This is a genomic window from Pseudomonas sp. 14P_8.1_Bac3, from assembly GCF_025466085.1.
Classification (GTDB): Bacteria; Pseudomonadota; Gammaproteobacteria; order Pseudomonadales; family Pseudomonadaceae; genus Aquipseudomonas.
Genome location: NZ_JANLOD010000078.1, coordinates 132,062 through 151,445 on the forward strand (window position 1 = coordinate 132,062; position 19,384 = coordinate 151,445).

Genomic DNA, 19,384 nt, shown 5'->3' on the forward strand with positions numbered 1-19,384 from the left:
CAATCGTGCAAAATGCCTTGGGCTACACGGTGGCCACACCAGGGTCAAGCGAAAAACTTTGTAAACTCCCCGCAAAGCCTTGTGCACAGCGGCTTGGCGAGTTTTCACTTGCCCCCGGAAACTGTGGACGTGCCTGTGGATAACGTGCGCGTACATGGCTGCAAGCCAGGTGCGACAAAGCTTTCAATGGCTTGATCGTTTTTTGAGCAAGGAACGTGGTTGCCGCTAACCGCCGGTGCGGGCATGCTGCCAGCAGATTTTCTATTCCAATGGCTGTCCGTCAGCCGAAGCAAGGAGAACACGATGTCCAACACCCTGTTTATTACCGGCGCGACGTCCGGTTTTGGTGAAGCCTGTGCCCGTCGTTTTGCCGAGGCTGGCTGGAAACTGGTGCTGACAGGCCGTCGTGAAGAGCGCCTCAATGCCCTGTGCGCCGAGTTGTCGAAGCAGACCGAGGTCCATGGCCTGGTGCTCGACGTGCGTGATCGCAAGGCCATGGAGGAGGCGGTCGGCAACCTGCCGCCATCCTTCGCCAAGCTGCGCGGGCTGATCAATAACGCCGGCCTAGCGCTCGGTGTGGACCCTGCGCCGAAGTGCGACCTCGACGATTGGGACACCATGGTCGACACCAACGTCAAAGGCCTGATGTACGCCACGCGTCTGCTGTTGCCGCGCCTGATTGCCCACGGCCGTGGCGCCGGCATCGTCAACCTCGGTTCCGTTGCCGGCAACTATCCGTATCCGGGCAGCCACGTGTATGGCGCGACCAAGGCATTCGTCAAACAGTTCTCCCTGAACCTGCGCTGCGACCTGCAAGGCACGGGCGTGCGGGTCAGCAACATCGAGCCGGGCCTGTGCGAAAGCGAGTTTTCGCTGGTGCGTTTCGGCGGTGACCAGGAGCGTTACAACAAGACTTACGCCGGTGCCGAGCCGATCCAGCCGCAAGACATCGCCGACACGATTTTCTGGGTGCTGAATGCGCCGGCGCACATCAACATCAACAGCCTGGAGCTGATGCCAGTGAGCCAGTCGTGGAGTGGGTTTGCGATCGAGCGCAAGGCGTAAGACCGCGTAACGGCTATCGCCAGCAAGCTGGCTCCTACAGGTTCAGCGGCCTTGTAGGAGTCGGCTTGCCAGCGATGGCGATGGGTCAGTCAACGAAGGTATTCGACCAGCCCGCGATAGCAGGTCGCCAAATGATACGGCGTGGTCGACGGCATATCCCGGCGGCTGACCTCACCGTCCTCATCGCGACATTCATACCAGCCACCCGCATGCAGCGAACGCTGCTGCAGCGCCTGCAACTGTCGCAACACCGAGGCTTCGCTGTCCGGGCGCAAGGTCAATGCGCGCAAGTATTCTGCCTGAGCCCAGATCCGCTGCGTTGCGTCGCGAGAGCGGCCATCCAGGTCGAGCATCGCCTTCACGGCGCCCGTCTGCGGGTCGACGCCCAAGCGTTCGGTCAACGCAAAGGCGCGGTCCAGCGATGCGTGCAACGCCGAGCCGCGCAACAGGGGCGAGGATTCCAGCAGGAAATACCACTCGAATTGATGCCCCGGCTCAAACCAGTTATCCACAGCACCCAACGGTTTTTCCATCAACACGCCGTGTTGCGGATCGACGAAGCGTTGCTGCATGGCTGTGCATAACTCGACGAGCGTGTGCTGCACGGTGATGTCTTCACGGGCCGCCAGCGTGGCGAGGAAGGCTTCGGCCAGGTGCATCAGCGGATTCTGCAGGGGCCCGCTGTCCAGCGACGACCAGTCACGTTCGAGGCAGGCTTCATACAGGCCGTCGCCCGTGGCGAAACGCTGCGAAATCGTTTTCAACACATCGTCGAGTACCGACGCCACCCGCGGCTCGCGGACCTTGTCCCAGTAATGGGCGCAGGCGAACAGGATGAAGGCGTGGGTGTAGAGGTCCTTGCGCTGATCCAGCGGCGCGCCTTGTGCATCGATGCTGTAGAACCAGCCACCGTGCCGGGCGTCATGGAAATGTTTTTGCAGCGAATCGAACAGCGCGGCAGCGCGGTCTTCGGCGGCCGGTGTTTCTCCGATCAGGCTGGAAAACAGATACAGCTGTCGTGCGCAGGCCATGGCCCGGTAGCGTTGCGGTGGCAACGGCTGGTGTTCGGCGTCCAGCGCCTCGTAGGGCAGCGCCAGTTCGGCATTCCAGCCGGGGCCCTGCCAGAGCGGCACGATCACGTCCTGGAAATGCGCTTGCACCGTGGCAAACAGAGCGGTCAGTTCAGGCTGGGAGGCGGAGCGGGAAACAGGCGGCATTGGCTGGCGTCGTCACGGCAGGGTTGAATGCGCGACATGTTAGCAGGCCTGAGGCGTGTGTTGTCTGTCAGGCCGCCATCGCGGGCAAGCCCGCTCCCACAGTGTCCAGTGTTGAATCCGGACTTGTGAGCGACACAAATCCCTGTGGGAGCGGGCTTGCCCGCGATGAGTGCGGCCCGGACGCTGAAGATCAACCCGCCAACAACCAGACCCCGGTCGCCGCCGAAGCCGCCCCCGCCAATCGCACCAATGGCGCGGCAGCTTGCGGCAACACCCGCACCAGCGCATAACCCGCTGCATGCAACACCGCCGTCGCCGCCACGAACCCGGCGGCATAAGACCACGGGCTGGACATGTCCGGCAATTCCAGGCCATGCGCAACGCCATGGAACAGCGCAAACAGCGCGGTTGCCGCCACCGCCAGAGTCAATGGCGGACGCACCGCCAGTGCCACCGCCAGGCCCAACGCCAGCACCGACGCCGCGATCCCGCTTTCCAGCGCCGGCAGGTTCAGTCCTTCAAAACCCAACAACCCGCCGACCAGCATGGTGCCGACAAACGTGAACGGCAGCGCCCAGCGCGCCGCGCCTTTCTGTTGCGCCGCCCACAGCCCGACCGCCAGCATCGCCAGCAAGTGGTCGAGGCCGCCGATCGGGTGGCTGATGCCGGCGATCAAGCCGTTGTCGCCGTGACCGGGGTGGGCAAAGGCGATGGCCGGGGTCAGCAGCAGGGCCAGGGCGCCGAGAATGCGTTTGAGTGTCATGGAAAAGCTTCCTTGTTGATAAGTGTGAGCGTGATCAGGCCGCGGTCAGCAGGCCCTGGCGTTCGATGAAGGCGATGATCGCTTCCAGCCCCAGCCCGGTTTTCTGGTTGCTGAACACAAACGGCTTGCCGTTGCGCATGCGCTGGGTGTCGCTGTCCATCATCTCCAGCGACGCGCCCACCAGCGGCGCGAGGTCAATCTTGTTGATCACCAGCAGGTCGGATTTGCAGATCCCCGGGCCGCCCTTGCGCGGCAGCTTGTCGCCGGCGGAAACGTCGATCACGTAGATCGTCAGGTCCGACAGCTCCGGGCTGAAGGTTGCCGAGAGGTTGTCGCCACCGGACTCCACCAGGATCAGGTCCAGCCCCGGAAAGCGCCGGTTCAACTGGTCCACGGCTTCGAGGTTGATCGAAGCGTCCTCGCGGATCGCCGTGTGCGGGCAGCCGCCGGTTTCCACGCCGATGATCCGCTCCGGCGCGAGGGCCTGGTTGCGCACCAGGAAGTCGGCGTCCTCGCGGGTATAGATGTCGTTGGTGACGACCGCCAGGTTGTAGCGATCGCGCAGCGCCAGGCACAAGGCCAGCGTCAGGGCCGTTTTACCGGAACCGACCGGGCCGCCAATGCCGACGCGCAGAGGTTGTGTCATGTGATTCTCCAAAATAAACAGGCCCTAGGAACGGAACAGACGGCTGTACTGGCGCTCATGCGCCATGCACGCCAGGGACAGGCCGAACGCGGCGCTGCCCGTGTGTTCGGGGTTGATTCGAGTGGCGTCCTGCTGCGCTTGTTGCAGCAGCGGCACCAGTTCGCTGGTCAGGCGTTGCGCGGCTTGCTGGCCCAGCGGCAGGGTTTTCATCAAGACCGCGAGCTGGTTTTCCAGCCAGCTCCACAGCCAGGCGGCCAAGGCGTCTTGCGGGCTGATGTGCCAGGCGCGCGCCGCCAGTGCCCAGCCGAGGGCGAGGTGCGGTTCGGGGCGCTGGTCGAGAAACGCTCGGGCCGAAGCATCCAGTTCCGGCAAGCCGTTGAGCAATTGCTGCAAGGAGTAACCCATCTGCCGGCTCTCCTGATGCAGCTCACGGGTTTCCCGACTGGCGCGATGCTCTTCACAGCGTTGCAGCAACCCGGCCCAGTCTTCTTCAGCGGCGGCCACGCAATGGGCGAGCAGCAGCGGCGCTTCGAAGCGCGCCAGGTTCAGCAGCAGTTGGTCGCTGATCCAGCGTCGCGCGCTGCTGGCATCATTGACCCGGCCGCTATCCACCGCCATTTCCAGGCCTTGGGAATAGCTGTAGCCGCCAATCGGCAGCTGCGGGCTGGCCAGGCGCAACAGCGCCCAGGCCGGATTCACAGGCGTACGCCGAACTGGTGGAGTTTCGGCGGGTAATTGAAGTCTTCGTCGCCGTGCCGCGAATGGTGATGACCACCGCCATAGGCACCGTGCTCAGGCTGGAAAGGCGCTTCGATATTTTCGGTGCGAGCACCGAGTTGTTCGAGCATCGCCTTGAGCACGTAATCGTCGAGCAGGCGCAGCCAGCCGTCACCGACTTGCAAGGCAACGTGGCGATTGCCGAGGTGATAGGCCGCGCGGGTCAGTTCGAAGGCGTTGGCGCAGGTGACGTGCAACAACTGTTCGGGCCGGGCGCAAATGCGGACGATGCGACCGTCTTCCGCCTCCAGGCATTCGCCGTCATACAACGGCGGTTGGCCGCGCTCCAAAAACAACCCAACGTCTTCGCCCTCGGCACTGAAACAGCGCAAACGGCTTTTGCTCCGGGCTTCGAAGGTCAGGTGCAACTCGGCGGCCCAGGCGGGTTGAGGGTCGATTCTTCGATGAATCACCAGCATCGGAAAGCTTCCAGCAGTGGACGTTGCTGAGGTTAGAGCAAGGGGCTTGCCAATCGCGGCGAAGTGTAGGAAATGCCTGTCGGAATGAGGCTGGTGTTTCGAGTTGTTGCGGCAATTTGGTGCGCGGAGTAGACGTGCGCACCAAATGACGGCGCTGAGCGTGCTCCAGATTGGTTGCGCTTCTATAGGGCTGGTTTGCTGGTGATAGCGGTCGGGCAGTGGAATCTTTATCGAATGGCAGGACGCCATCGCCAGCAAGCTGGCTCCTACAGGGGATCGGGGGTGTTTATATAAGCGGGGTTATTCGGTGCTGCCCAGGCCTTGCCAGTGCTTGAGGCCGATAAAGATGAATCGCAGCTGCTGGGTAATCTTCGCCTGCGGGGTCAGATGCTCAGGCAGCGCTTCGGCGGGCGGGTCGATGATGTCGGGCAGGGTGGCGAACACGCTTTTGACGATCAGGTCGGCCATGACGTTCAGGCCGTCGATGTCGAGGTGTTGCAGTTTTGGCATCAGCGACAAGTCGGACGCCAGGTCCGAGCTGATGTCTTCGCGCAAGCGGCCAATGGCCAGGCGCACCGGCAGCGATCCGCCGTACTGTTCGCGGGCGAGAAAGAGGAATTGCGAGCGCTTGGCCGACACCACATCAAGAAAAATCCGCACCGAGGCGTCGATGATGCCGCCCATCACGAATTCGTTGTGGCGCACCAGGCGGATGGTTTCGCGGAAGGTCTGGCCGACTTCACTGACCAGCACCAGGCCCAGTTCATCCATGTCGGCGAAATGCCGGTAGAAACCGGTGGGAACGATCCCGGCGGTCTTCGCCACTTCGCGCAGACTCAGGCTGCCGAATCCTCGGCCGCATTCCATCAAATGGCGAGCAGCGTCCATCAAGGCATTGCGGGTTTGTTGTTTCTGTTCGGCGCGGGGCAGCATCGCAAGGGTGTTTTTCTGGACAGGACAGCGGCGCACTCTAGCAAATCGGCTTTGCCGGCGTCGAACGACTATTGAGGGAGGGAGCAGCGGGAGGGGGGACTTCTATGGCTTCTGGAAAATCAAAAGCCCAATCCGGGGATTGGGCTTTTTTTCAGGGCGGCCATGGGCTTAGCTCAGAGCGCTGTTGCGTTCGATGACGCGGTCACCACCACCTTCAGCCAGGGTTTGGCCTTGTGGAGTGCGATCGGAACCGTCGGAGGCCAGGGTTTGGCCTTGTGGAGTGCGATCGGAACCGTCGGAGGCCAGGGTTTGGCCTTGTGGAGTGCGATCGGAACCGTCGGAGGCCAGGGTTTGACCTTGTGGGGTGCGATCGGAACCGTCCGCAGCCAGGGTTTGACCTTGTGGCGTGCGATCAGAACCGTCCTGGGTGATCAGGCCTTTCTCTTTCAGGCGATCGTTACCGCCTTCGGCCAGTGTCTGGCCTTGTGGCGTGCGATCCGAACCATCAGCAGCCACGGTTTGGCTGAACACCGAGTGGTTCGATTTGACTTGCGGGGTGGCCTGGTCTGCAGCTGGCAGAGCGAAAGCGGTGCTGGCCAGCATGGAGAGGGTAAGGCTAAGCATTAATTGGCGTTTCATGATTGGGTGCTCCGTAGGAGGGCGATAAAGTGGGTACGAGGTCAATGCTACTCTCGATAAGTCGATATAAAAGTTCATAAACGCAATGGTAATAATCAACGGAATTGATTGTTCGATGCGAAGGCTCTAGACCGGGCCTTTCCGGCGGACGTTTTCGCACTGAAGTGGGTATTTTCGACTCACTCGCGCCGCGCAAAAGTGCGGGGTCGGTAACGTCGAATGCGAGAGCAGGGTGTCCCCGACCGATTATTTGAACGTTAAGCGGTATTTCGGTTAAACCTGCGCGCGGTTTTTCAGTCGTAGTTTTCATGGCAGGCCGTTTGGCCTAACGTTTCACACGTGCGTCGCAGTCAGGGCGCTCAGTCGTATTCAGGAGCCCTGTGCAATGACGCGCACCCCGAAAATTTTTGCCTGGACCTTCGCCAGTCTGGTTGTCCTGCTGGCGATTCTGGTTCTGATCATCGTGTTCTTCGATTGGAACCGGATCAAACCGACCATCAATGAAAAAGTATCCGCAGAGCTGCACCGACCGTTTGCCATCAATGGCAACCTCGCGGTGGTCTGGCGCCGCGAGCTCGATGAGGGCGGCTGGCGCTCGTGGGTGCCATGGCCGCATGTGGTGGCGGAGGACCTGAGCCTCGGTAACCCGGATTGGTCGAAGCAGCCGCAGATGGTCACGCTCAAACGCGTCGAACTGCGTATTTCGCCGCTGGCTTTGCTGGCGCAACGGGTGACGATCCCGCGTATTGACCTGACCGAGCCGAATGCCGACCTCCAGCGCCTGGCCGATGGCCGGGCGAACTGGACGTTCAAGTTCGATCCGAAAGACCCGAATGCGGAGCCTTCGAACTGGGTCGTGGACATCGGTGCCATAGGTTTCGACAAGGGCCACGTCACCCTTGACGACCAGACCCTGAAAACCCAGCTCGACCTGATCATCGACCCGTTGGGCAAACCGATCCCCTTCACCGACATCGTCGGCGACAAAGCGGCGAAGGCCGCGCAGGAAAAGGGCGCCGCACCGCAGGACTACGCGTTCGCGCTGAAGGTCAAAGGCCAGTACCACGGCCAGAAACTCGCCGGAGACGGCAAGATCGGCGGCCTGTTGGCCTTGCAGGATGCCACTCGACCGTTCCCGTTGCAGGCCCAGGCCAGGATTGCCGACACCAGCGTCGAACTGGCCGGCACGCTCACCGATCCGCTCAACCTCGGCGCACTGGACCTGCGCCTGAAACTGGCCGGCAGCAGCCTCGGCAATCTTTACCCGCTGACTGGCGTGACCCTGCCGGACACTCCACCCTACGCCACCGACGGCCACTTGATCGCCAAGCTGCATGAAGCCGGCGGTGCGGTGTTCCGCTATGAAGCGTTCAACGGCAAGATCGGCGACAGCGACATACATGGCAGCCTGGCCTACGTCGCCAGCCAGCCGCGGCCGAAACTCAGTGGCGAGCTGGTCTCCAACCAACTGCTGTTCGCCGACCTCGCGCCGCTGATTGGCGCTGACTCCAACGCCAAGCAAAAGGCTCGGGGCGGCGAAAGCAAGCAGCCGACGGACAAGGTGTTGCCGGTCGAAGAGTTCAAGACCGAGCGCTGGCGTGACATGGACGCGGACGTCGAATTCACCGGCAAGCGCATTGTCCACAGCGAAAAACTGCCGTTCACCGATCTCTACACGCATGTGGTGCTGACCGATGGCTCACTGAGCCTTGAGCCGCTGCGCTTTGGCGTGGCTGGCGGCAAGCTGGATGCGCAGATTCGCCTGAACGGGCGAACCGAACCGCTGGAAGGCAATGCCAAACTCACCGCGCGCGGGTTCAAGCTCAAGCAGCTGTTCCCGACGTTCGAACCGATGAAGACCAGTTTCGGCGAACTCAATGGCGACGCCGACATCAGCGGTCGCGGCAATTCGGTGGCGACCCTGCTGGGCACGGCCAACGGCAACCTGAAAATGCTGATCAATGACGGTGCGATCAGTCGCGAGCTGATGGAACTGGCCGGCCTCAATGTGGGCAACTACGTGGTCGGCAAGATCTTTGGCGACAAGGAAGTGAAGATCAACTGCGCCGCGGCCGACTTCGACATCAAGACCGGTCTGGCGGCCACCCGGTTGTTTGTCTTCGATACCGAGAACGCCATCATCTACATCGATGGCACGGCGAACATGGCGACCGAGCAACTGGACCTTACGGTCACCCCGGAATCCAAAGGCTGGCGTTTGATCTCGCTGCGCTCGCCCCTATACGTGCGGGGCAAGTTCATCAAGCCCGATGCCGGCGTGAAGGCCGTGCCGCTGATGTTGCGCGGCGCAGGCATGGTGGCGTTGGGCGTGATCGCGGCGCCGGCGGCGGGGTTGCTGGCGTTGGTGGCGCCGAGTGGCGGTGAGCCGAACCAGTGTGCACCGCTGTTGCAGCAGATGAAGGCGGGGAAGGCGCCGGTGACCGTCAAGCCCACAAAATAACGGGGCGCCCAATCGCGAGCAGGCTCGCTCCCACAAGGATTGAATCGAAACTGTGGGGGCGAGCCTGCTCGCGAAAGCGCTCGGTCAGGTATTACAGGTCTTTCAGAATGTCGGCCATATCATCCGCGTGCTCTTCTTCCTGAGCCAGGATGTCTTCGAAGATGCGCCGGGTGGTCGGGTCTTTTTCGCCGATGTACTGAATGATCTCGCGGTAGCTGTCGATGGCGATTCGCTCGGCGACCAGGTCTTCGTAGACCATTTCTTTAAGCGAATTACCGGCCACGTATTGCGCATGGGAGTTCTTCGACAGCAGGTCCGGATTGAATTCCGGCTCGCCGCCCAGTTGCACGATGCGCTCGGCCAGGCGGTCGGCGTGTTCGCCTTCCTGTTTGGCGTGTTCGAGGAATTCGTCCGCCGCGACGTGGGCTTTCAGGCCGTTGGCCATGAAGTAGTGACGTTTATAGCGCAACACGCAGACCAGTTCAGTGGCCAACGATTCGTTGAGCAGACGCAGCACTTCGTCAATATCGGCGCTGTAGCTTTCGGTTACTGCGCCATTTTCGACGTTCTGGCGGGCACGGGCGCGAAGGGTTGTTACATCAGACAAATGCATGTCACTCATCTCGTTCTCCTGGAGGCTAATCCGGTTTTGCGTCACTTTCTACGGAAGCGATCGCTACTTAGGTGGGAGTCACGGGAAGCGGGAAAAGTTTGATGCAATTTGCCAATGGCAATCGCCGACGGCGTGCACTGACACTACCGGGAATTTCCTAGACGAGTCGTCGAGTTGTCATTTTTGATGCCGATGCTTGGCTGATGTCTTGCATCCAGCCTGGCGTCACCTCACCGATCACAAGGATGTCCGCCCATGTCGCAAGGTTCCGCCACGCGTTATCCGTTGGTGCTGGTCCCGGGAATGCTCGGGTTTATCCGTCTGGTGCTCTATCCGTACTGGTACGGAATCGTGGCGGCGTTGCGCCGGGGTGGTGCGACGGTGATCCCGGTGCAGGTGTCGCCGCTGCATTCGACCGAAGTACGCGGCGAGCAGTTGTTGGCGCGGATCGACGAGATTCTGCGAGAAACCGGGGCGCAGAAGGTCAACCTGATCGGTCACAGCCAGGGCTCGCTGACGGCTCGTTACGCGGCGGCGAAACGCCCGGACCGCGTGGCGTCGGTCACGTCGGTGGCCGGGCCGAATCATGGCTCGGAGCTGGCGGATTATCTGCACACGCATTACCCGGCGGACAGCGCCAAAGGCCGGCTGCTCGCGTTTTTACTGCGGATGATCGGCGCCCTCATGAGCCTGCTCGAAACCGGTTACCGCGGGCCGAAATTGCCGGTGGACATCCACGCTTCCCATGAGTCCCTGACGACCGCTGGGGTGGCGCTATTCAATCAACGCTATCCACAGGGCTTGCCAGAGACCTGGGGCGGGCATGGACCGGAGGAGGTCAATGGCGTGCGCTATTACTCGTGGTCCGGGACCTTGCAGCCGGGCAAGACCGATCGCGGGCGCAACCTGTTTGACGGGACCAACCGCAGTTGCCGGTTGTTTGCCCGGACTTTCGTGCGCGAATCCGGGCATTGCGACGGGATGGTCGGGCGCTACAGCTCGCATCTGGGGACGGTGATTGGCGATGAGTATCCGCTGGATCATTTCGACATCGTCAATCAGTCGCTGGGGTTGGTGGGGAAGGGCGCGGAGCCGATCCGGTTGTTTGTCGAGCATGCGGCGCGGTTGAAGGCGGCGGGGGTTTAGCCGCCAGACCGCGTCCGCTCAGGTCACGCTAATCTTGCGCCCCAACACCGTGGTCCACCGCTCCGAAAGAATCACCCCACCCAACGTCAACACTCCACCCACCAGGTGATACATCGCCAGCTGCTCATGCAACACCCCCGCCGCAATCAGTGCCGTTATCACCGGCAGCAAATTGAAAAACAGCGTGGTCCGGCTCGGTCCCAGCCGCACCACTGCCTGCATCCAGGCCAGCGGCGCAATCATCGAGGCCAGCAAGCAGGCGTACAGCACCAACGGAATGTTGTGCACGGTCAGGCCGGTTTTCGGCGACAGGACAAACAGCGGAAACAGCACCACTACCGCCACCAGCACCTGCAGATACAACAACACCAGCGGCGGCAAACGCAGCTGCCATTTTTTCAGCAGCGTGCTGTAGATCGCGTAGGCCAGGGTGGCGATCAGCATCATCGCGTCGCCCAGGTTCACCCCATGCTCGATCAGTACGGCCAGGCTGCCGGACGACACCACCACCAACACCCCGGCGAACGACAGCACGGCACCGGCCAGCGCGCCCGCGGTCAGGCGCTGGCCGAGACTGACGATGGCCATGGTCAGCGACATCAACGGCATCAGCGACAGGATGATCCCCATGTTGGTCGCCGAGGTCAGGCCCGCGGCGAAATACGCCAGGCTCTGATAGACCGCCATGCCCAGCACGCCGAGGATGAAAATCTTCCCCAGGTTCGGCCGAATCGCCGACCAGTGGGCGATGACCGGTTTGAGCATGAAAGGCGTGAACAGCAATCCGGCCAGCAGCCAGCGATAAAAACCGATCTCGGCCGGGAAGATCGCCCCGGCGGACATCTTGGTGATCACGGTGTTGCCGGCCCAGATGAAAATGGCCAGCAGGGGGTAAGCGTATTGCATCGGAAACAACCAGAACGTTAATGAGCGCCGATTATCGCCTGTCTGGATGAAAGCCTATACTTCAATCCGGACAACCGGCCCCGGATGACGGACAGCATGAACAGCAAACACATCGACCTGCTGGATTTCAGCGAACTGCCGTCGCCGGTGTACTTCCGTTATGCCGACTTCGACAGCCACGAATACGCCTCGGCCCACCGCCACCCGTGGGGGACGCTGGAGTATTCGGCCAACGGCGTCCTGCACATGGAAATCGGCAGCAGCCGGTTCATGTCGCCGCCGCAATACGCCGTGTGGGTGCCGCCGCACGTCGAGCACAGTTTCTACAGCCATCAACCGATCAACTACCGGGCGGTGTGCCTCGCGCCGGCGCTGTGCCGCCAATTACCGCAAGAGGCCTGCACCCTGGCGATCAGCGACATCCTCAAGGCGATCCTCAAGGATTTCGCCGCCCGCGACGTGAAGATTCCTGAATATGACGCGGACCAGCGCCTGGCCCAAGTGCTGGTGGATCAGCTGCAACAGGCGCCCGTCCATGAGTGCTATTTGCCCTACGCCAGCAGCGCCAGGTTGCTCGGCATTCTCGAGGCCTTGCAAGCCGAACCCGGGGATAACCGGCCGCTGTCGGCGTGGGCGCAACAGATCCACGTCAGCGAGCGGACGTTGGCGCGGCAGTTCGTGCGCGAACTGGGCATGAGTTTCGGCGAGTGGAGGCTGCGCCTGCGTTTTCTGGCGGCGATCGAAGCGCTCGACAGTCGGCGCAGCATTCAGGAGATCGCCTTCGACATGGGCTATAGCACCGGTTCGGCGTTTATCGCGATGTTCCAGCGCCAGGCCGGTTGCACGCCGGAGCAGTATCGCCGCAGCCACTTCGAGAGCAGGAATGTGTAACAGCCTTTGTCTACACTCCAGAGCGAGGCCGCGCTCCTCGGTGCGGCGACAAGGAGAAAAACTCCATGAAGATGTTGCGTGCCCCTTTGTTGATGATCGGCTTGCTGCTCTGCTCCCAGGGCTTCGCCGCCACCGCCCAACAGAACAAGATGACCACTTGCAACGCCGACGCTACGACCAAAAGCCTCAAGGGCGATGAGCGCAAAGCCTTCATGAGCACCTGCCTCAAGGCAGCCCCGGCGGCCAACGACGCCAAGGCCCTGACACCGCAGCAGGAGAAGATGAAGACCTGTAATGCCGATGCGGCGAGCAAGGCACTGAAGGGCGATGCGCGCAAGACCTTCATGAGTGATTGCCTGAAGAAGAAATAACACGGGGACTTGTGCGGGTTGTGCCGGCCCCTTCGCGAGCAAGCCCGCTCCCACAGTAGATCGGTGTGCACATGTGGGAGCGGGCTTGCTCGCGAAAGGGCCGGTAAGAACACTGCAAAAAGCTAACCGGACCCCGACCAAGGTCGCCCCACACAATCCCTAGTGCTGGCACCCGAACGCTGGCAGACTGCCAATCCTTTTACGCTGTTCGTTTTGAGGCTGTATGCCAACGTTTTCTCAACGCCAAGTCTTGTTGCTGATCAGTTGGGTCATCATTTTTGGTGGTTTGCTATTGGTAATTCCGTTGCGCTTGCTGCCAAGCCTGCTGGCCGGTCTGCTGGTGTTCGAACTGGTCAACATGCTCACCCCGCAATTGCAGCGCCTGATCGAAGGTCGGCGTGCGCGCTGGCTGGCAGTGGCGTTGCTAGGGACGTTAGTGGTGAGTGTGCTGGCGCTGATTTTTGCCGGCGCCATCAGCTTCCTGTTGCACGAAGCGGAAAACCCCGGCGCTTCCCTCGACAAATTCATGCACGTGGTCGATCGCGCGCGCGGGCAATTGCCGCCGTTCATCGACGCCTACCTGCCCGCCAGCGCTGCCGAATTCCGCGTGGCGATTGGCGAATGGATGAGCAAACACCTCAGCGAATTGCAGCTGGTCGGTAAAGACGCCGCGCACATGTTCGTGACGCTGTTGATCGGCATGGTGCTGGGGGCGATCATCGCCTTGCAGCGCGTGCCGGACGTGACCAAGCGCAAACCTTTGGCCGCTGCGCTGTTCGATCGCTTGCACCTGCTGGTCCAGGCGTTTCGCAACATCGTGTTCGCGCAGATCAAGATTTCCCTGCTCAACACCTTCTTCACCGGGATTTTCCTGGCGGTGATCCTGCCTATGTTCGGCATCAAGCTGCCGCTGACGAAAACCCTGATTGTCCTGACCTTCCTGCTCGGCTTGCTGCCGGTGATCGGCAACCTGATGTCGAACACGCTGATCACCATCGTCGGCCTGTCGCTGTCGATCTGGGTGGCGCTGGCGGCGCTGGGCTATCTGATTTTTATCCACAAGCTCGAATACTTCCTCAACGCGCGCATCGTCGGCGGGCAGATCAGCGCCAAGTCGTGGGAGTTGCTGTTGGCAATGCTGGTGTTCGAGGCCGCATTCGGCCTGCCGGGGGTGGTGGCGGGACCGATTTACTATGCGTATCTGAAGAGTGAGTTGAAGCTGGTGGGGATGGTTTGATCAGGCAGATTTGTATTGCCTGATCTGACGCCTTCGCTAGCAGGCTAGCTCCCACAGGGGGTTGTGCACACATTGTGGAAGCTAGCCCCCACAGTGGGGGGGCACACATTGTGGGAGCTAGCCTGCTAGCGATAAGGGCGACTCGGTGCCGGATCAGTCCATCGGCCCATAACGCTTGGCCGCCTCGATCGCCAACCCGCTGCCAATGCTGCCAAAGATGTTCCCTTCCACATGCCGCGCATTCGGCAACATCGCCGACACGCTGTTGCGCAGTGCCGGAATCCCGCTCGATCCACCGGTGAAGAACACCGTATCCACCTGATCGACCCGCACGTGGGCGTCGTTCAGCAGCTGGGTCACGCTGTTGCGCACGCGCTCCAGCAGGCTGTCGATGGCCGATTCGAACAGCGCCCGGCTCAGTTCCACGCTCAGGCCCGGCTCGATGCGGTCCAGCGGCACATGGCGACTCTCGGCGTGGGTCAGCTGGATCTTGGTTTCTTCCACTTCCATCGCCAGCCAGTGCCCGGCGCGTTGCTCGATCAGCTTGAACAGACGGTCGATGCCACCGGTGTCCTCGATGTCGTAACGCATGCTGCCGAGGGCCAGGGTCGACTTCTGCGAGTACACCGAGTTGATGGTGTGCCAGGTCGCCAGGTTCATGTGGTGGCTGGTCGGCATGTAGGCGCCACTCTTCATGCGGCTGCCGTAGCCGAACAGCGGCATCAGGCCTTGCAGGCTCAGTTGCTTGTCGAAATCGGTGCCGCCGATGTGCACGCCGCCGGTGGCGAGGATGTCATCGTGACGGTTGTCGTGGGTGCGGCGTTCCGGCGACAGGCGCACCAGGGAGAAGTCGGACGTACCGCCGCCGATGTCGACGATCAGCACCAATTCTTCCTTTTCGATGGTCGACTCATAGTCGAACGCCGCCGCAATCGGTTCGTACTGGAACGACACATCCTTGAAGCCAATGGCGCGGGCCACGTCCACCAACGTGTTTTCCGCTTCCTGGTCGGCCATTTCGTCGTCATCGACGAAAAACACCGGGCGACCCAGCACCACTTCCTCGAACTCCCGACCGGCGGTGTTCTCGGCACGCTTCTTCAACTGGCCGATAAACAGCCCCAGCAAGTCCTTGAATGGCATCGCCGTGCCGAGCACGCTGGTGTCGTGCTTGATCAGCTTGGAGCCCAGCAGGCTCTTGAGCGAGCGCATCAGCCGGCCTTCGTAGCCTTCGAGGTACTCGTGCAGCGCCAGCCGGCCGTACACCGGGCGGCGCTCTTCGAGGTTGAAGAACACCACCGACGGCAGGGTGATCTTGTCGTCCTCCAGCGCGATCAGCGTTTCCATGCCGGGGCGCAGCCAGCCGACGGTGGAGTTGGACGTGCCGAAGTCGATACCACAGGCACGGGCTGGAGATGCGTTTTTCATGACGTTCAGGTTCCGGTTAAAAAACGGCCGCGCAGTGTATGTCAGTGCGGCGCAGATTCGAAGGCCGACTATCCGCTAAATCTCGGTCAATAGCGCCTTGATAAGCAGGCCGAATGCCCCAAACTTGTCTGCATTGAGCCTGGCAGCCATCGGACGGTCGCAAGAACCGCCCACCGCTGCCGATAAACTTCTGATGCGCTACCCGGTCACACTCTTGAGATCGGTCAACCCGGCGCCTGGAAATACGCGCAGACTGCCGGTGACGGCGCGATATCGATAACGGATGGTGATCCTTAGATGGACTTCAAAGACTATTACAAGATTCTCGGTGTGGAACCGACCGCAGACGATAAGACGATCAAGGCGGCTTATCGCAAACTTGCGCGCAAATACCACCCCGACGTCAGCAAGGAAAAGGACGCCGAGGCCAAGTTCAAGGACGCCTCGGAAGCTTATGAAGCACTGAAAAGTGCCGATAAGCGCGCCGAATACGACGACTTGCGCAAATACGGCCAGCACGGCCAGCCGTTCCAGGGCCCGCCAGGTTGGCAGGGGCGTGGCGGCGGTGGTTTCGGTGGCGGCCAGGACACCGGCGATTTCTCGGACTTCTTCAGTTCGATCTTCGGCAACCGTGGGCCGGGCTTTGGTGGTGGACAGTCGGGCCGCAGCGCCGGACGTCGAGGGCAAGACGTGGAAATGGAATTAGCGATTTTCCTGGAAGAAACCCTCTCGAACGAATCGAAGAAGGTCACTTTCCAGGTGCCGCAGTACAACGCTGCCGGCCAGCATGTCAGCAACACCACGAAAAGCCTGAACGTGAAAATCCCGGCCGGTGTCACCGACGGCGAGCGCATCCGCCTCAAGGGGCAGGGCGCACCGGGCGTCGGCGGCGGGGCCAATGGCGACCTGTTCCTGATCATTCGCTTCGCGCCGCACCCCAAGTTCGACGTCGAAGGCGAAAACCTGATCATCACCTTGCCGCTGGCGCCGTGGGAATTGGCGCTGGGCGCCGAAGTTGCTGTGCCGACCCTGACCGGCAAGATCAACCTCAAGGTCCCGGCCGGCAGCCAGAACGGCCAGCGCATGCGCGCCAAGGGCCACGGCTTGCTGAACAAGGCAGGTGAGCGTGGTTATCTGTTCGTTCAGTTGAAGGCGGTCATGCCTAAGACAACGAGCGACGAGGTCAAGGCGCTGTGGCAGGAACTGGCGCAAAAAGCCGCGTTCGACCCAAGAGAAAACTTCTGATCCACGAACCGGAGTAGCCCATTATGAGCAACCCCCTGATCGTTCACCTGGACATGGCAGAATTCTGTGAGGCGACCGACCTGTCGGACGTCTACGTGATCGAAATCGTCGAACACGGCATCCTCGAACCTCAGGGCACGCAGCCCCAGGACTGGCGTTTCAACGATTACGAGCTGGCCCTGGCCAAACGTGCCGCCAAGCTGCGGCACGACCTGGAGCTGGAGTGGGAAGGCGTCGCCCTGGCGCTGGACCTGTTGGAAGAGGTTCAGCAACTGCGGGCGGAGAACCGGATGTTGAAGCAGCGGTTGGGGCGGTTGGTGGTGGAGTAGCCTGCGAAGCGCTTTGATCTTTTACACATTCCCAGGCTCTCTGATTGCACCCTGGCGTGGTGGAAGAGACTTTAACCTACGACTTTCTAAAGTGAGGCGACCAGCGTACCGAGTCATAGAGTATTGGAGCTTTACTCCGTCGGGTCGTGTCCTTGTCGCTGGAAGAGGAGGGTCACCAGTAGGGAATTCAAATGGTTTTCTGACCAAGACTTCTCCTTTGTGGTCTGTCACCTGCCCACCGGTATCATTGAATTTTGGGTTGCCGACCATTGTTTTGGACGGCCTCTGCTGAGGCGTTGCGGGCCAAGGTCCGTAATCAATGGTCCTCTGGTCGCTCGTGGCAACCGACGCATCCCAGTTTCTGACATGGTTTCGGGTCTCAATATGAGGAGGCGCACGCTTCCCCCTTCGAAAACCATTTAGAGCAACCGTTACCTCAGTTTTTATGTAGGTCGCAGACACAGTCTCGGTCACCGTCTTCCTGGTGAGTGCCGGTAGGGTTTGTTGTAGAGCATTTTGTGAACTCGATGCCATTGGCGCCGCATTGGAAATAAGCGCCACGCTGCTACCTGTTCTGGGGAGATTTTGAAATCCTAGGAGCTTTGGAATATTGAGTTTCCCCGTCGGATCCAAAAAATTCAACGGATCCCCCCGGCAATACATATACGCATTCAACCCACCCTTTCCAAACGGGCTCAACCGGTCGGGCTTGAGAAAGCGCATCAATACCGGGTTGTAAGCGCGGTAGCCTTTGCCCAATAAATACCAGCCGATCTGCCGCTCGCTTAGTTCACCGTTGAAACCCAGGTGTGAAGCAATCGCTCGTGGCGCGGATTGTCCGCCGTAAGCGGAATAGGCGAGCGAATTGGGTTCTCCTCCGCCAAGTTCGACAAGGATTGAATTGCCGGTGTCGGCAGCCAGCAAAAGCGTTCGGGCCATGTCCGGGTCATCCTTGATGAAAGGGTCGACTTTGATCAACGCCCCCAGTCTGACGTCGTGGCCGGATTTCGGGTACTAGCAGAACTGATAGTCAGGCGTTGCGCCGGGAATCAACCGTACCGCTTGAAGAAACCCGACCATGGGAGCGAGCCTGTTCGCGAAGAACGATAACGCGGTTGCAGAGGCATCACACCTTTCTGGGCAACACCACGGTGAACAGCGTTCCGTTCGCCTCGCTGGAACTGACCTCGATCGTCCCGCCATGGGCGTTCACCACTTCCTTGACGATGAACAACCCTAACCCAAGGCTGGTCGTCGGCTGGCCGAGTTCTTCGTCGGCGCTGCGCACCAGTGGATCGAAGATGGTGCCGATGGTGTCTTCGGGGATCGGTTGACCGTAGTTGTGCACTGTCAGGCGGACAACCTCGGGTTCGCCGGTAAGCGTCACGGTCACGTCGCGCTTATTCAGACCGTGCTGCAGCGCGTTTCCGATCAGGTTCTGCAACAGTTGATCGAGGCGCCCGGCGTCCCAGACGCCTTGGGTATCGCCCAGTATGTTCACGGTCGGGTCGCATTCCGGGTTGCCGGCGCAGGCTTCGGCAATCGCCCGGTGGGTCACGTCGGCCAGGTCCATGGGCGCCGGCTCGATCGGCAGGCTCTTGCCCAGGCGACTGCGCACCAGTTCCAGCAAGTCGCCGACCATCACCGCCATGTGCCGCGCGCCGCGCTTGATGTTGATCGCGCAGGTCAGCGCATCGCCTTCGAGGGTCGCTTTGCGCATCAGCAGTTCGGTGGACATGCTCACGGCTTGCAGTGGCGCGCGCAGGTCGTGGCCGAGGATCGCCAGGAAAATGTCCCTTGAATGGTTGACCTGTTCGGCATAGGCAGCGGTCGATTCGGCGAGGGCTTCGTCGATCGCTTCGTTGAAGCGGATCATGTCCTGGAAGTAAGCCAGGTCCGGGGATTCCAGGCTGGCGACCCACATCCGAATGACACAGGCACGCAGGTGGCGAAATTCGCTGGTCATCTGCACCAGGTCGAAGCCCACGGTATGCCGCAACTCGCCGTGGCTGGCGCCGGCCTGGTCCAGGCTCGGGGTTTTCTCCGGGCCCTCACCCTTGGCCTTGGCCATTTGCTCGCTGGCGGTTTGCGCGGTGCTCATGTCCCGCGCGGCGGCCAGCAGGATGGCCTTGGCGTGATCGCGCAAGGCCGCCTGATCCATATTCTCTGCCGCCGGTGTGATGGTTCTGGCGAACTGCTCCCATTCATCGACGATTCGGTCTACCTGTTGCCTGATGAAATCGGAAAGGCGCATGACCGGTTCCTGGGGTTTGCAAACGAGACGTGTCGCATAGTAGC

The 19,384-nt window shown here is 61.1% G+C and carries 20 protein-coding genes; 8 read left to right on the forward strand and 12 right to left on the reverse strand.

The annotated features are described in order from the left end of the window. The first annotated feature begins 303 nt into the window (after positions 1 to 303). The gene (locus tag NTD84_RS29180) at positions 304 to 1,065 is read left to right on the forward strand and encodes an SDR family oxidoreductase (RefSeq protein WP_262172516.1); all 762 of its coding nucleotides are present in this window, start codon (positions 304 to 306) and stop codon (positions 1,063 to 1,065) included. An 89-nt stretch (positions 1,066 to 1,154) separates the two neighbouring features. Here the strand turns inward: NTD84_RS29180 and NTD84_RS29185 are convergent, their stop codons facing one another. From NTD84_RS29185 to NTD84_RS29215, 7 genes are all read right to left on the reverse strand, one after another. Then, positions 1,155 to 2,282 carry an AGE family epimerase/isomerase gene (locus NTD84_RS29185; RefSeq protein WP_262172517.1) on the reverse strand — a complete coding sequence of 376 codons (1,128 nt, stop codon included), beginning with the start codon at positions 2,280 to 2,282 and terminating at the stop codon, positions 1,155 to 1,157. Between the two features lie 190 nt (positions 2,283 to 2,472). Beyond that, the gene (locus NTD84_RS29190; protein WP_262172518.1) at positions 2,473 to 3,045 is read right to left on the reverse strand and encodes a HupE/UreJ family protein; all 573 of its coding nucleotides are present in this window, start codon (positions 3,043 to 3,045) and stop codon (positions 2,473 to 2,475) included. 34 nt (positions 3,046 to 3,079) lie between these two features. Beyond that, the gene (ureG, locus tag NTD84_RS29195; protein ID WP_262172520.1) at positions 3,080 to 3,691 is read right to left on the reverse strand and encodes an urease accessory protein UreG; all 612 of its coding nucleotides are present in this window, start codon (positions 3,689 to 3,691) and stop codon (positions 3,080 to 3,082) included. A 24-nt stretch (positions 3,692 to 3,715) separates the two neighbouring features. Further along, positions 3,716 to 4,390 carry an urease accessory protein UreF gene (locus tag NTD84_RS29200; protein WP_262172522.1) on the reverse strand — a complete coding sequence of 225 codons (675 nt, stop codon included), beginning with the start codon at positions 4,388 to 4,390 and terminating at the stop codon, positions 3,716 to 3,718. Then, positions 4,387 to 4,887: an urease accessory protein UreE gene (gene ureE / locus NTD84_RS29205; protein ID WP_262172524.1), complete on the reverse strand. Its 501-nt coding sequence runs from the start codon at positions 4,885 to 4,887 to the stop codon at positions 4,387 to 4,389. Before ureE ends, NTD84_RS29200 begins: the two co-directional genes overlap by 4 nt. 300 nt (positions 4,888 to 5,187) lie before the next feature. After that, positions 5,188 to 5,820: a TetR family transcriptional regulator gene (locus NTD84_RS29210; RefSeq protein WP_262172659.1), complete on the reverse strand. Its 633-nt coding sequence runs from the start codon at positions 5,818 to 5,820 to the stop codon at positions 5,188 to 5,190. Between the two features lie 168 nt (positions 5,821 to 5,988). Further along, entirely contained in the window at positions 5,989 to 6,459 is a 471-nt protein-coding gene (locus NTD84_RS29215; protein WP_262172525.1) for a hypothetical protein, read from the reverse strand. A 385-nt stretch (positions 6,460 to 6,844) separates the two neighbouring features. Between NTD84_RS29215 and NTD84_RS29220 the strand changes: the two genes are divergently transcribed. Then, positions 6,845 to 8,920: an AsmA family protein gene (locus NTD84_RS29220; RefSeq protein ID WP_262172527.1), complete on the forward strand. Its 2,076-nt coding sequence runs from the start codon at positions 6,845 to 6,847 to the stop codon at positions 8,918 to 8,920. A gap of 91 nt (positions 8,921 to 9,011) precedes the next feature. On the opposite strand, the gene NTD84_RS29225 is transcribed toward NTD84_RS29220, so the two are convergent. Beyond that, complete coding sequence (locus NTD84_RS29225; protein WP_262172528.1) at positions 9,012 to 9,542, reverse strand: bacterioferritin; 531 nt, start codon at positions 9,540 to 9,542, stop codon at positions 9,012 to 9,014. 246 nt (positions 9,543 to 9,788) lie between these two features. On the opposite strand from NTD84_RS29225, the gene NTD84_RS29230 reads away from it, so the two are divergent. Beyond that, positions 9,789 to 10,679 carry an esterase/lipase family protein gene (locus tag NTD84_RS29230; protein ID WP_262172529.1) on the forward strand — a complete coding sequence of 297 codons (891 nt, stop codon included), beginning with the start codon at positions 9,789 to 9,791 and terminating at the stop codon, positions 10,677 to 10,679. A gap of 18 nt (positions 10,680 to 10,697) precedes the next feature. Here NTD84_RS29230 and NTD84_RS29235 read toward each other — a convergent pair whose 3' ends face one another. Next, complete coding sequence (locus NTD84_RS29235; protein WP_262172530.1) at positions 10,698 to 11,585, reverse strand: DMT family transporter; 888 nt, start codon at positions 11,583 to 11,585, stop codon at positions 10,698 to 10,700. 96 nt (positions 11,586 to 11,681) lie between these two features. Here NTD84_RS29235 and NTD84_RS29240 point away from each other — a divergent pair, with 96 nt between their 5' ends. From NTD84_RS29240 to NTD84_RS29250, 3 genes are all read left to right on the forward strand, one after another. After that, the gene (locus NTD84_RS29240) at positions 11,682 to 12,476 is read left to right on the forward strand and encodes an AraC family transcriptional regulator (protein WP_262172531.1); all 795 of its coding nucleotides are present in this window, start codon (positions 11,682 to 11,684) and stop codon (positions 12,474 to 12,476) included. 65 nt (positions 12,477 to 12,541) lie between these two features. Beyond that, complete coding sequence (locus NTD84_RS29245; protein WP_262172532.1) at positions 12,542 to 12,847, forward strand: PsiF family protein; 306 nt, start codon at positions 12,542 to 12,544, stop codon at positions 12,845 to 12,847. A 223-nt stretch (positions 12,848 to 13,070) separates the two neighbouring features. Beyond that, positions 13,071 to 14,084, forward strand: a complete 1,014-nt coding sequence (locus tag NTD84_RS29250) for an AI-2E family transporter (RefSeq protein WP_262172533.1) — start codon at positions 13,071 to 13,073, stop codon at positions 14,082 to 14,084. 153 nt (positions 14,085 to 14,237) lie between these two features. Here the strand turns inward: NTD84_RS29250 and NTD84_RS29255 are convergent, their stop codons facing one another. Continuing rightward, entirely contained in the window at positions 14,238 to 15,512 is a 1,275-nt protein-coding gene (locus tag NTD84_RS29255; RefSeq protein ID WP_262172534.1) for an Hsp70 family protein, read from the reverse strand. A 297-nt stretch (positions 15,513 to 15,809) separates the two neighbouring features. Between NTD84_RS29255 and NTD84_RS29260 the strand changes: the two genes are divergently transcribed. After that, on the forward strand, positions 15,810 to 16,757 hold the full coding sequence (locus tag NTD84_RS29260) for a DnaJ C-terminal domain-containing protein (protein ID WP_262172535.1): 948 nt from the start codon (positions 15,810 to 15,812) through the stop codon (positions 16,755 to 16,757). A 23-nt stretch (positions 16,758 to 16,780) separates the two neighbouring features. Continuing rightward, entirely contained in the window at positions 16,781 to 17,086 is a 306-nt protein-coding gene (locus NTD84_RS29265; protein ID WP_262172536.1) for a chaperone modulator CbpM, read from the forward strand. A 21-nt stretch (positions 17,087 to 17,107) separates the two neighbouring features. On the opposite strand, the gene NTD84_RS29270 is transcribed toward NTD84_RS29265, so the two are convergent. Then, positions 17,108 to 18,025, reverse strand: coding sequence for an RHS repeat-associated core domain-containing protein (locus NTD84_RS29270; RefSeq protein WP_262172537.1), 918 nt, complete (start codon positions 18,023 to 18,025; stop codon positions 17,108 to 17,110). 187 nt (positions 18,026 to 18,212) lie between these two features. Further along, positions 18,213 to 19,340, reverse strand: coding sequence for a sensor histidine kinase (locus tag NTD84_RS29275; protein WP_262172538.1), 1,128 nt, complete (start codon positions 19,338 to 19,340; stop codon positions 18,213 to 18,215). Between the last annotated feature and the right edge of the window lie 44 nt (positions 19,341 to 19,384).

Excerpts from the sequence above, each read along its gene's own strand:
- NTD84_RS29275 (WP_262172538.1), bottom strand. The coding sequence starts at position 19,340 with ATGCGCCTTTCCGATTTCATCAGGCAACAGGTAGACCGAATCGTCGAT.
- ureG (WP_262172520.1), bottom strand. The coding sequence starts at position 3,691 with ATGACACAACCTCTGCGCGTCGGCATTGGCGGCCCGGTCGGTTCCGGT.
- NTD84_RS29240 (WP_262172531.1), top strand. The coding sequence starts at position 11,682 with ATGAACAGCAAACACATCGACCTGCTGGATTTCAGCGAACTGCCGTCG.
- ureE (WP_262172524.1), bottom strand. The coding sequence starts at position 4,887 with ATGCTGGTGATTCATCGAAGAATCGACCCTCAACCCGCCTGGGCCGCC.
- NTD84_RS29190 (WP_262172518.1), bottom strand. The coding sequence starts at position 3,045 with ATGACACTCAAACGCATTCTCGGCGCCCTGGCCCTGCTGCTGACCCCG.
- NTD84_RS29255 (WP_262172534.1), bottom strand. The coding sequence starts at position 15,512 with ATGAAAAACGCATCTCCAGCCCGTGCCTGTGGTATCGACTTCGGCACG.
- NTD84_RS29245 (WP_262172532.1), top strand. The coding sequence starts at position 12,542 with ATGAAGATGTTGCGTGCCCCTTTGTTGATGATCGGCTTGCTGCTCTGC.
- NTD84_RS29215 (WP_262172525.1), bottom strand. The coding sequence starts at position 6,459 with ATGAAACGCCAATTAATGCTTAGCCTTACCCTCTCCATGCTGGCCAGC.
- NTD84_RS29250 (WP_262172533.1), top strand. The coding sequence starts at position 13,071 with ATGCCAACGTTTTCTCAACGCCAAGTCTTGTTGCTGATCAGTTGGGTC.
- NTD84_RS29230 (WP_262172529.1), top strand. The coding sequence starts at position 9,789 with ATGTCGCAAGGTTCCGCCACGCGTTATCCGTTGGTGCTGGTCCCGGGA.
- NTD84_RS29225 (WP_262172528.1), bottom strand. The coding sequence starts at position 9,542 with ATGAGTGACATGCATTTGTCTGATGTAACAACCCTTCGCGCCCGTGCC.
- NTD84_RS29270 (WP_262172537.1), bottom strand. The coding sequence starts at position 18,025 with ATGGCCCGAACGCTTTTGCTGGCTGCCGACACCGGCAATTCAATCCTT.
- NTD84_RS29235 (WP_262172530.1), bottom strand. The coding sequence starts at position 11,585 with ATGCAATACGCTTACCCCCTGCTGGCCATTTTCATCTGGGCCGGCAAC.
- NTD84_RS29180 (WP_262172516.1), top strand. The coding sequence starts at position 304 with ATGTCCAACACCCTGTTTATTACCGGCGCGACGTCCGGTTTTGGTGAA.
- NTD84_RS29265 (WP_262172536.1), top strand. The coding sequence starts at position 16,781 with ATGAGCAACCCCCTGATCGTTCACCTGGACATGGCAGAATTCTGTGAG.
- NTD84_RS29220 (WP_262172527.1), top strand. The coding sequence starts at position 6,845 with ATGACGCGCACCCCGAAAATTTTTGCCTGGACCTTCGCCAGTCTGGTT.
- NTD84_RS29185 (WP_262172517.1), bottom strand. The coding sequence starts at position 2,282 with ATGCCGCCTGTTTCCCGCTCCGCCTCCCAGCCTGAACTGACCGCTCTG.
- NTD84_RS29210 (WP_262172659.1), bottom strand. The coding sequence starts at position 5,820 with ATGCTGCCCCGCGCCGAACAGAAACAACAAACCCGCAATGCCTTGATG.
- NTD84_RS29260 (WP_262172535.1), top strand. The coding sequence starts at position 15,810 with ATGGACTTCAAAGACTATTACAAGATTCTCGGTGTGGAACCGACCGCA.